Origin of the sequence: Rhodococcus sp. NPDC057014 (assembly GCF_042673295.1) — a bacterium.
Lineage (GTDB): Bacteria > Actinomycetota > Actinomycetes > Mycobacteriales > Mycobacteriaceae > Rhodococcus_F.
The window spans coordinates 1-10133 of record NZ_JBHUSF010000326.1 but is presented as its reverse complement, the minus strand read 5'-3'; the positions used below and the strand labels follow the sequence as shown (position 1 = coordinate 10133).

8 protein-coding genes are annotated in these 10133 nt (G+C 65.8%); 4 read left to right on the top strand and 4 right to left on the bottom strand.

Annotated features, from left to right (window positions below; all coding sequences use genetic code 11):
- Positions 1 to 17: 17 nt before the first annotated feature.
- The 3 genes from ACFTZB_RS37825 to ACFTZB_RS37815 all read right to left on the bottom strand — a co-directional run bounded on the left by ACFTZB_RS37825 (position 18) and on the right by ACFTZB_RS37815 (position 3864).
- Positions 18 to 1211, bottom strand: a complete 1194-nt coding sequence (locus ACFTZB_RS37825; protein ID WP_378439856.1) for an acetyl-CoA C-acyltransferase — start codon at positions 1209 to 1211, stop codon at positions 18 to 20.
- A 72-nt stretch (positions 1212 to 1283) separates the two neighbouring features.
- On the bottom strand, positions 1284 to 2588 hold the full coding sequence (locus ACFTZB_RS37820; RefSeq protein WP_378439855.1) for an MFS transporter: 1305 nt from the start codon (positions 2586 to 2588) through the stop codon (positions 1284 to 1286).
- 106 nt (positions 2589 to 2694) lie between these two features.
- Positions 2695 to 3864 (bottom strand): acyl-CoA dehydrogenase family protein, encoded by a 1170-nt coding sequence (locus ACFTZB_RS37815; RefSeq protein ID WP_378439853.1) that lies wholly within the window; start codon positions 3862 to 3864, stop codon positions 2695 to 2697.
- A 243-nt stretch (positions 3865 to 4107) separates the two neighbouring features.
- Between ACFTZB_RS37815 and ACFTZB_RS37810 the strand changes: the two genes are divergently transcribed.
- On the top strand, positions 4108 to 5019 hold the full coding sequence (locus ACFTZB_RS37810) for a LysR family transcriptional regulator (RefSeq protein WP_378439851.1): 912 nt from the start codon (positions 4108 to 4110) through the stop codon (positions 5017 to 5019).
- Here ACFTZB_RS37810 and ACFTZB_RS37805 read toward each other — a convergent pair.
- Positions 5014 to 5898 (bottom strand): LysR family transcriptional regulator, encoded by an 885-nt coding sequence (locus ACFTZB_RS37805; protein ID WP_378439849.1) that lies wholly within the window; start codon positions 5896 to 5898, stop codon positions 5014 to 5016. The genes ACFTZB_RS37810 and ACFTZB_RS37805 overlap by 6 nt on opposite strands.
- A gap of 253 nt (positions 5899 to 6151) precedes the next feature.
- On the opposite strand from ACFTZB_RS37805, the gene ACFTZB_RS37800 reads away from it, so the two are divergent.
- The 3 genes from ACFTZB_RS37800 (at position 6152) to ACFTZB_RS37790 (ending at position 10034) form a co-directional block, all read left to right on the top strand.
- Positions 6152 to 7135 (top strand): NAD(P)H-dependent flavin oxidoreductase, encoded by a 984-nt coding sequence (locus tag ACFTZB_RS37800; RefSeq protein ID WP_378439858.1) that lies wholly within the window; start codon positions 6152 to 6154, stop codon positions 7133 to 7135.
- A gap of 65 nt (positions 7136 to 7200) precedes the next feature.
- The gene (locus tag ACFTZB_RS37795) at positions 7201 to 7971 is read left to right on the top strand and encodes an enoyl-CoA hydratase/isomerase family protein (RefSeq protein WP_378439847.1); all 771 of its coding nucleotides are present in this window, start codon (positions 7201 to 7203) and stop codon (positions 7969 to 7971) included.
- Positions 7962 to 10034, top strand: coding sequence for a 3-hydroxyacyl-CoA dehydrogenase NAD-binding domain-containing protein (locus tag ACFTZB_RS37790; protein WP_378439846.1), 2073 nt, complete (start codon positions 7962 to 7964; stop codon positions 10032 to 10034). Before ACFTZB_RS37795 ends, ACFTZB_RS37790 begins: the two co-directional genes overlap by 10 nt.
- Positions 10035 to 10133: the final 99 nt, after the last annotated feature.

Here is a 10133-nt window from a genome sequence, read left to right as displayed (position 1 = left end):
GCCGCTGTTCGGGTGCGCTAGTTGCAGATCTCGAACAGGCCCGCGGCGCCCATTCCGCCGCCGACGCACATGGTCACGACGGCGTACCGGGCTTTACGTCGACGTCCTTCGAGCAGTACGTGACCGGCGAGGCGGGATCCGGTCATTCCGAAGGGGTGGCCCACCGAGATGGCGCCGCCGTTGACGTTGAGTCGCTCGGACGGGATGCCGAGGCGGCGCTGACAGTAGATCGCTTGGGATGCGAACGCTTCGTTGAGTTCCCACAGGTCGATGTCGTCGACGGTGAGTCTGTGCCGGGCAAGTAGTTTCGGAACTGCGTGCACCGGGCCGATGCCCATCTCGTCGGGCTCGCACCCGGCGATCGCCATACCCCGGAAGATGCCGAGCGGCTGCACACCGAGCTGCTCGGCGTCCTTGACCTCGACCATGACGCACGCGGACGCGCCGTCGGAGAGTTGGGAGGAATTCCCCGCGGTGACGAACTGACCGGTCCCGCGGACAGGGGTGAGGGTTGCCAGTCGCGCGACGGCCGTGTCCGGGCGGTTACAGGTGTCGGCGGTGACGGTGACCTCTTCTCGTGTGACGTCGTTCGTCTGTTTGTCGGTGACGGTCATGACGGTGGTGCAGGGGACGATTTCGTCGTCGAAGCGTTGCGCTTTCTGTGCCGCGGCGGTGCGGCGTTGGCTTTCGGCTGCGAACTCGTCCTGGTCCTCGCGGCTGATCCCGTATCGTTGTGCGACGATGTCGGCTGTTTCCAGCATCGTCATGTACATCGCGGGCTTGTGCTCGGCGATCCACGGATCGAGTTCGGGGTGGTCGAGGGGGAGCTGGCTGCGGCTGGGTCCGGTCGAGATGTTCTCGACGCCCCCGGCGATCATGGCGGGGGCGCCGTCGACCACGATGCGTCCCGCCGCGCTCGCGATCGCCTGGAGTCCGGACGCGCAGAAGCGGTTGACGGTTGCGCCACCGACGCTGGTGGGCAAAACGGATCGGATCGCGGTCTGCCGGGCGATGTTACGTCCCTGGGTGCCCTCGGGGTACGCGCATCCGAGGATGAGGTCCTCGACCAGGTCGGGATCGATGCCGGAGCGGCGGACTGCCTCCTGCACTGCGAACGAGGCGAGGGTGGGGCCGGCGGTGTTGTTGAACTCGCCACGATGAGACTTCGTCAGTGGTGTCCGAGCGGTCGAGATGATGGCGGCTTCACGCATGGATTCTCCTGTCAGAAAATGGGATGCGGGACCGGAATCCGTGCGGGTAACACGGATTCCGGTGCCCTGTGCTCACTTGTCGGCGTGTGCTCGGTCTCGGATCGGGTTGACGGCGAGCAGGGCGATGATTGCACCGGCCACCGCGACGCCGCCGATCGCCTGGAATGCGGTGGCATAGCCGTCGGCGGGGTGTGTGGCGCCGTCGATGATCAGTCCGGAGACGTAGGGTGCGACGAGCGGGCCGAACGAGGTGAGGGCCAGGAAGATTCCGAGGCCACCGGCGACCTGGTGCCGGGGAAAGATCAGTGACATGACGGCATTGAGCTGGGGGAGGATGCCCATACCCAGGCCGTAGCCGATCGAGATGAGTACGACGACCAGGACGGCGGAGCCGATGTAGGGCACAGCGATGAGCGACAGGCCGCAGATGACGAGTCCGATGGCGGGGATCACCGCGCGCATCAGTCGTACGTTCGCTCCGCGGCTGACCGCGCGATCGGTCAGCGCGGAGACGGACAGCAGGCAGACGAACGCCGCGATGCTGGGAACTGCCAGCAGGGATCCGGCGGTGACGCGGCTGTAGCCCAGTCCCACTTCGAGGTATGAGGGCAGCCAGGTGATCACCATCGCCGCAATGGCATACATCGCGGTGGCGGCGAAGAACCCGCCGATGAAGGTGGGGGTCAGCATCGCCCGTCGCAGTGACGCCCGGTTCGCCGCCCGGGTGACCGGTTCTGTGCCGGTGGCGCCCTTCGTGCGGTGGTCGGCGCCGTATGGGCCGGGCCGCCAGAGCGCCATCCAGATCGGAACCCAGATCAGGGCGGCGATCGCCAGCGTGATGAAGGCGGCGCGCCAGCCGAACGTGGAGGTGACGACTGCGAGGATCGGGGCGAAGGCAATCTTGGCGATCGACCCGCCGGAGGTGATGGCCGCCGCTGGTAGGCCCCGCTTCTCCTCGGGGAACCAGGAGAATGCTGCGGTGTTCGCCAGTGCCGAGTTGGGTCCCTCACCGAGACCGAGCAGGCACCGACTGGCGATCAGCACTGCGAAGCTCGCGGCAAACACCATCGGCAACATCGAGGCGGCCCACACCACCGCCATGACGACCAATGCCCACCGCAGCCCCATCCAGCGGTTCAGGGGCCCGGCCAGAAATCCGCCGAGACTGAACGTCAAGTAGAACAGGCTGCCTGCCAGTCCGATCTGCGCAGCGGTGAAGCCGAATTCGTCCTTCAGTGGCTGCGCCACGATGCCGAGAACTGCCTTGTCGGCCCAGTTGAGCATGTACAGCGCGACAAGCATGAGGGTCATCGTCCATGCTTGCTTGGGTGAGCCGGTGCCCGTGGTGTTCGGGCTGAGGCTTCTGGTGGTGGTCATGATTTCGGGCATCCTTTGTCCGTGAACGGGGTCGGTGGGGCGCTTGGGCGGCCCGTGTTATCAGTCCTTCGGCATCGGTTCGTGGTCCGTTGGGCCGATTCGGCGCTCAGGCCAGCTCGGCGCCGAGCTTGGTGTAGCCCCGGAGCAGGTCTCGCGAGATGATCAGTCGCTGAATCTCGTCGGATCCCTCGAGGATTCGGAAGACACGGACCGACCGGTACCAGCGCTCGAGTGGGAGTTCGCGGGTGTACCCCATGCCGCCGTGGATCTGCAGGACGCGGTCGATGACGCGGTTGACCATGCCGGCGCCGTACAGCTTGGCGATCGAGGAGGCGTGGCGGGGGTTGCGTTGCTGGTCGATGATCCACGCGGCGCGCAGCACCAGCAAACGTGCCGCTTCCAGTTCGACCTCGGAATCGGCGATCATCCATTGGATGGCCTGGTTGGTGCCGATCTTGCGACCGAATGTCTCGCGGGTGTTTGCGTGGTCGATGGCCATCTGGAGAGCACGCTCAGCGCTGCCGACTGCCTGTGATGGAATGGTGTACCGGCCCCGGCCGATCCATTCCATCGCAAGATCGAAGCCCTGTCCGACCTCGCCGAGAACGTTACGGTGGGGTACGCGGACGTTGTCGAAGATGAGCGAGGCGGGGCCGCCCTCCCCCATGGTCGCGATGAATTCGGACTTCCATCCCATGTCCCGGTCGACGAGGAAGGCTGTAGAGCCGTGCCGGGCGCCCTTCTCACGATCGGTGACCGCGATGACAATGGCGAAGTCCGCTTCGTTTCCGTTGGTGATGAACGTCTTTTCGCCGTTGATGACCCAGTCGTCGTCGACTTTGCTCGCGGAGGTCCTGATGTTGGCGGCGTCCGAACCGGCACCAGGTTCGGTGATGGCGAAGCACGAGATGCGCTCGCCTTCGATCGACGGGAAGAGATATTCCTTCGCCTGTTCCTCGTTGGTGTGGCGCAACAGGATGTCGGCATCGCCGCCGAAGCGGAACGGAATGAAGGTCTTCCCGATCTCGGTCCAGATGAGGGACTGGGTGACCGCGGGGAGGTTCATGCCACCGTATTCGTCGGGGGAGGCGATACCCCAGAATCCGAACTTCTTGGCTTTGAGCTGCAATTCGCGCAGTTCGCTCGGCTCGAGGCCGACGCGGTGCTGGCGCTCACGCAACAGCACCTCCTGCTCGAGGGGTCGCACCTCCTTGTCGATGAAGGCGCGAGTGGTCTCCCGAATTGCTTTCTGCTCGTCGGTCAACGAGAAGTCCATGGGTGCTCTCCTGCTAGGACGGTTCGGCGGAATCAACCGGCCACTCCGAGAGGCCGGTTCCACGTGTGTTGCCGAGCGGACGTTGCACTGATCAGGTCATGATCTGAATCGGACGTTCGGCAATGCCGCTCTGATTCCAAGCAACCATGGCCGCGCCACCCGGAACAGGACCGGGCGGTGATACAACTGAGAGTCAGCGCCTATACCGGCTGGTCATCCTTCTACGCTGGTAGGAGGCCGGGCGTGGAAACCGGGCGGAAGGCGGATCTTGTGGAGCGATACCAGTTCGAGTACTTCCTTGCAGTGGTCGACCATGGGGGGATCAACGCGGCGGCTACCGCTCTCAACCTCGCGCAGCCGACGATCTCCCAGGCAATCCGGTTGACCGAACGGGAACTCGGCGTGCAACTGTTCCACCGGATCGGCCGAGGGATGGTGCTGTCCTCGGCCGGCCATGCACTCATCGGCCCGGCACGTCGGGTGATGCGGGACCTCATCGTGGCCGGGAGTGCGTTGTCCGACGACATCGGTCGCGCCCGCGGCCGACTCGATCTGGCGGTGGCATCAACGATGTCCGCCGGCACACTGGCGGAGATCGTGGCGGCGGTTCGGCGTGAGGTGCCAGGCGTGGTGTTCCGGATCAGTGAGCTTCGTGACGAGGCCTCCGCGCCGGTCCTCATTCGTGAGGGCCACTGCGAGATCGCGATCTGTCACTTGCCCGTTGCGGTCGGAACAGGATTGGTCGAGGTCGAGATCGGCGAGCAAGAATGGTGGTTGACCTTCCCACCGGAAATGGGCCCTCCGGGTGAGGACCCGCTCATGCTGGCCGACATACCCGATATCCCGTTCGTGGTGGTGCCGAAGGGAACTCCCCGAGCACGCGAGATCGAAAGCGAGGTACACCGGGCTGGGCGAGAACTGCGCGTATCGGCGGTGTTGGAACACCGCGAAGCGCGGCTCAGCTATGTGCTCGCCGGATTGGGCGCCGCGTTCCTCGACCGACCGTTGGCGGAAGTGGCGCAGCGGCGGGGGGCGACGGTGCGATCGATCGAACCGCGGGTGAGCAGCCCGGTCGGCCTCGTCTACGACACGGCTCGGTTGTCTGCCGCCGGACGTGTCTTCGTCGAGACAGTTCGCGGCAGAGAGTTTTCATGAGGCCGACGTTTCGAGGAACGCCTCCGCGGCCGGAGACAACGGACCCGGCCGGACCACCCACCCGATCGGCCGGGTGATCGGTGGGGAGAAGGATCTGACGACCACGCCTTCGAGCTCGGTCTCGGCGAATCGCCGGGGGAGTACGGTCGCACCCACACCGGCGCGCACCAGTTCCCACAACGCCTGGCGGTGAGCGCACTCCACCACGACGTTTCGAAGCGTGCCGGCCAGGGTGGAGTCGATGAAGGCCCGGCCGAACGTCGTCGACAATTCCACCACCACCGGCAGATCGGCGGCCGCGGACGTCGGCACGGGATCGGGAACGGTCGCGGCGAGCTCCGGCGGAAGAACCAGGGCGATTTCCTGCTCCTGGACGAACCTGGTGTGCAGCGAGGGCGTGGGTTCGCTCAGTTCCGTCAAACCGAGCTCGGTCCGTCCCTCTCGAACAGACTCGACGACATCGGCGAAGCTGTCCGCATCGGCGACATCGAGCACCACGTCCGGAAACTGCGCGTGGAAACGGCTCAGCAATCCCGCGAGAGGGTCGATCGCCAGACTCGACAGTGCTGCCAGTTTGAGCCGGCCGCCGGCCACGTCGCGCACCGCCGCCACCTGGTCGACGGCGAGTTGCACGTCAGACAGGATCTGCCGGGCAGGTGCGAGGAACAATGTCCCGTCGGCGGTGAGAGTCAATCCCCGCCCCGACCGTTCGAAGAGGGTGACCCCGAGTCTGCGTTCGAGGGTTCGGATGGCCTGGGACAACGACGGCTGTGCGACGTACAGGCTCTGCGCGGCGCGGGTCACCGTACCGTGGTCGGCCACCGCCACGAAGTACTCGATCAACCGCAGATCCACCTCACTCAAGCTCAGCTCGGTCACGGCAGCACCACCGGGGCATGAAGAATTGCGGCGCCAGCAACCGACCGAGGGGATCTCATAGGGCACACTTTATGCCCGGCCGACGGGCGGAACAGCGGGTATAGGAAACGGCGATGAAACCGTGCACTGCTAGATCTTTGTAGTCATCTCAGGCTGAGTGATGGACTCGGATGTCCCCGCACCGGCTGGCGACGTCCAACGGTGCTGTCGCACCCGGTGCCCCGATGCGGGTCGCCTGAGAGAGAGACGAATGATGCTGCGTACTCGATTCACCGAAGCCTTCGGGATCCAGTATCCGATTGCCCAGGGTGGCATGCAGTGGGTTGCTCGCGCCGAGCTCGTCGCTGCGGTCGCCAATGCCGGCGCGCTCGGTTTCCTGTCTGCCCTGACCCAGCCGACACCGGAAGCCCTCGTGAAAGAGCTCGCGCGGTGCCGGGATATGACCGACAAACCCTTCGGGGTCAATCTCACCATGTTGCCGGCGATCAACCCGCCGCCTTACGCGGAATATCGCCAGGCGATCATCGAGTCCGGTGTGCCGGTCGTGGAGACCGCAGGCCGAGACCCGTCGCCGCACCTGCCCGCCTTCCGAGCGGGAGGGGTCAAGGTCCTGCACAAGTGCACGAGTGTGCGGCACGCGATCAAGGCCCAAGCGAGCGGTGTCGACGGTGTCAGCATCGACGGATTCGAGTGCGCCGGCCACCCCGGCGAGGACGACATTCCGGGGCTCGTGCTGATCGCCCGGGCCGCACGCTCCATCACCGTCCCGATGCTCGCGTCCGGCGGTTTCGCCACCGGCCAAGGACTGGTGGCCGCGCTTGCCTTGGGGGCCGACGGCATCTCGATGGGCACCCGCTTCATGTGCACCGTCGAGTCGCCGATCCACCGCAACATCAAGGACCGCATCGTGGCCGCGACCGAGCGGGACACCGAACTGATCTTCCGACCGCTGCGTAACACCTCTCGGGTAACCAGCAACCACGTCAGCCGCGAGGTCGTCGAAATCCTCGCCGCGGGCGGAACGTTCGAGGACGTGCGTGAACGGGTCGCCGGTACCCGCGGTCGCGAGGCTTATGAGCTCGGTGACCCGGAGCGCGGCATCTGGACGGTCGGCATGGTGCAGGGCCTCATCGACGACATCCCCGCCGTCGCCGATCTGGTGCAGCGCATCGCCGGGGAAGCCGAGCGCACCATTGCCGACCGTCTTCCGAGCCTGACGGCCACGCCCGGCGTCTAAGGCGAAAATCACTCCCCGAGTTTCCTTTTCGCTACACAATCCTTATGAAAGAAAGTGAGCATGTCATGGGACTACCCCTGATTCGCGACGAGGGCGGAATCCGGTGGATCACCCTCGATCGACCGGAGATCCGTAACGCACTACAGGTAGAAGACCTGGACGTGATCGCCGACGGCGTCCGGTCGGCCGGTCCGGACGTGCGGGCCATCATCCTCTCCGGCACAGGCGACCGCGCCTTCTCGGCGGGGATGCACGTCAAAACCTTCGCCGACGCCACACCGCAGAGTGCCCGCGACAGCATCTCGCGGGTACGTGACTGCGTCGGGGCCATCCGGCTGTCCCCGGTGCCCACCGTGGCGCTGGTCAACGGCTATTGCATCGGTGCGGCCTTCGAAATGGCCCTCGCGTGTGATCTGCGAGTGGCGCATCCCGATGTGCAGTTCGGCTTGCCCGAGGTCAAGCTCGGTATTCCGTCCGTGGTCGATGCTGCGCTGCTGCACCAGTACGTGGGCCTGTCCAAGGCCAAGGAGGTCATCCTGACCGGCGACATGTATCCGCTGGCGGACTTCGCCCACACCGGGATCGCGAACCGCATCGTGGACATCAGTGAGCTGCGCGAGACCGCGCTGGCACTTGCGAAGCAACTCGGTTCGTACACCCCGCAGGTGATGGCCGCGCAGAAGGGACTGTTCGAGACGTGGCTGAACCAGAGCCTCCAGGAGGGCATCGACGCCAGCGTCGACGTCTTCGCCGACCTGTTCGCCCATCCCGAGACTGTCCGCGCGATCGCTCAATACCAGCCCGCTCCGCGAATGAAGGAACACCCATGCCTGTGACTTCTCGTGTCGACGGCAACGTCGCCGTCGTCACCATCGATCATCCTCCTGTCAACGGCCTCGGACACGCGGTCCGCACCGCCTTTCTGCGCGAACTGCGGCAGGCACTGGCGTCGGAGGCCATCCGGGCCGTGGTGGTGACCGGACGAAAAGGATGCTTTTCAGCCGGGGCCGACATCACCGAATTCGGAACCCCCCGTTCGACGGCCGCACCCACGCTGGCCGCGATCATCGGCGAAATAGATGCGTCTACCAAGCCGATCGTCGCCGCTGTCGACGGCACGTGTTTCGGCGGAGGCCTCGAGCTGGCTCTGGCGACGCATTACCGGATCGCCACACCGTCGAGCACCCTCGCCCTGCCGGAGGTGAAACTCGGATTCGTTCCCGGTTCCGGAGGCACGCAACGGCTTCCACGCGCCATCGGCATGGCCGCAGCCACCGACCTCATCACAACCGGAAAGTCGACGGCAGCCGAAGAGCTCGCCAACATCCCCGGGCAGCGACTGTTCGAAGGCGTGTACGAAGGTGACATCGTCGTATATGCCGTGCAGGTCGCGACCCGGATTGCCGACGCTCGTCCCTTACCTCGCCTGCGCGATCTCACCCCCGACGACCGGATCGGGGACAATCAGCTCACCGAGATGCGCGCGACGCTGCGCGCCAAGCATCGAGGACTCGAGGCGCCGATTGCGGCGCTGGACCTGATCGCTCGTTCGGCAACCACACCGTTCGACGAGGCCATCGCCGAAGAGCGCGCCACATTCCTGCGACTGGTCGGCGGCACACAGTCGGCTGGGCTCCGTCACGTTTTCTTCGCCGAGCGCCAGGCACGCAAGATCCCGGACCTGCCTGCGGACACGATCACCCGCCCGATCGAGGCGGTTGTCGTCATCGGGGCCGGCACCATGGGCTGCGGCATTGCCGTGAACTTCCTCGACGCCGGCTTGCCCGTCACCCTGATCGACACCACGCGGGACGCACTCGAACGTGGTCGCCGGACGATCGCCGCAATCTTCGACTCCCGCGTGCACAAGGGAGCGCTGAGCTCGAGCGAGAAGGAGACGCGACTGCTCCGCTTGCGCACCAGCATCGACCTGCACGACGGCGCGAATGCCGACCTCGTCGTCGAGGCCGTCTTCGAGAGTTGGGACGTCAAACGAAGCGTGTTCTCCCGCCTCGATGCCGTGATGAAGCCGGGAGCGATTCTCGCGACCAACACCTCGACCCTCGACGTGGACGAACTCGCGGACGTCACCGAACGCCCCCAGGACGTCGTCGGGTTGCACTTCTTCAGCCCCGCTCACGTCATGAAGCTCCTCGAGGTGGTCCGCGGAGCCCGAACCGCACCCGACGTACTCGCGACCGCGATGACCACCGCCCGCCGCCTCGGCAAGACCGCCGTCGTGTCCGGGGTCTGCGACGGCTTCATCGGCAACCGGATGCTCCAGAGTTACCGCGACGCCGCGGGACGGCTCCTCCGATCGGGCCTGTCGCCGCAGGACATCGACAACGCTATCGAATCCTTCGGATTCGCCATGGGCCCCTACCGCGTGAGCGATCTCGCCGGCAACGACGTCGGCTGGGCCGTCCGCAAACGCCGATACGCCGAGAAGCCCGACATTCCGCACGACACCATCTCCGACACCCTTTGCGAGATGGGACGTTTCGGCCAGAAGACTGGCGCCGGCTGGTACGACTACCCGAACGGAGGGCGAAACCCGGTCCCGAGCCCCGTCGTGGAGGAGATGCTCTCGCGTTTCCGCCCCGGCATCGCCGCAGAGGAACGTCCCAGCGATCGGCAGATCGCCGAACGCCTGGTGTTCGCACTGGTCGACGAGGGCGCCCGAATCCTCGACGAAGGCATCGCCCAGCGAGCGTCCGACATCGACGTGGTCTACGTCTCCGGCTACGGCTTCCCCCGGCACCTGGGAGGCCCCATGTATTACGCCGACCAGGTCGGTCTCGACCGGGTGCTTGCGGAGTTGATCGCCGACAATCCCGACGGCTGGCAGCCGGCGCCGCTGCTGATCCGCCTGGCGAAAGAAGGCGGCACGTTCGGCTGACCACCGCGGCGAACTCAGACGAAGGGAGGGGCAGGGGCCACCCGAACGGGGCGGCCCCTCCCTTTGCCGTGTTCGACCCAGAATGCATCGGGTCGGACC

Excerpts from the sequence above, each read along its gene's own strand:
- ACFTZB_RS37790 (WP_378439846.1), top strand. The coding sequence starts at position 7,962 with ATGCCTGTGACTTCTCGTGTCGACGGCAACGTCGCCGTCGTCACCATC.
- ACFTZB_RS37820 (WP_378439855.1), bottom strand. The coding sequence starts at position 2,588 with ATGACCACCACCAGAAGCCTCAGCCCGAACACCACGGGCACCGGCTCA.
- ACFTZB_RS37795 (WP_378439847.1), top strand. The coding sequence starts at position 7,201 with ATGGGACTACCCCTGATTCGCGACGAGGGCGGAATCCGGTGGATCACC.
- ACFTZB_RS37825 (WP_378439856.1), bottom strand. The coding sequence starts at position 1,211 with ATGCGTGAAGCCGCCATCATCTCGACCGCTCGGACACCACTGACGAAG.
- ACFTZB_RS37800 (WP_378439858.1), top strand. The coding sequence starts at position 6,152 with ATGCTGCGTACTCGATTCACCGAAGCCTTCGGGATCCAGTATCCGATT.
- ACFTZB_RS37815 (WP_378439853.1), bottom strand. The coding sequence starts at position 3,864 with ATGGACTTCTCGTTGACCGACGAGCAGAAAGCAATTCGGGAGACCACT.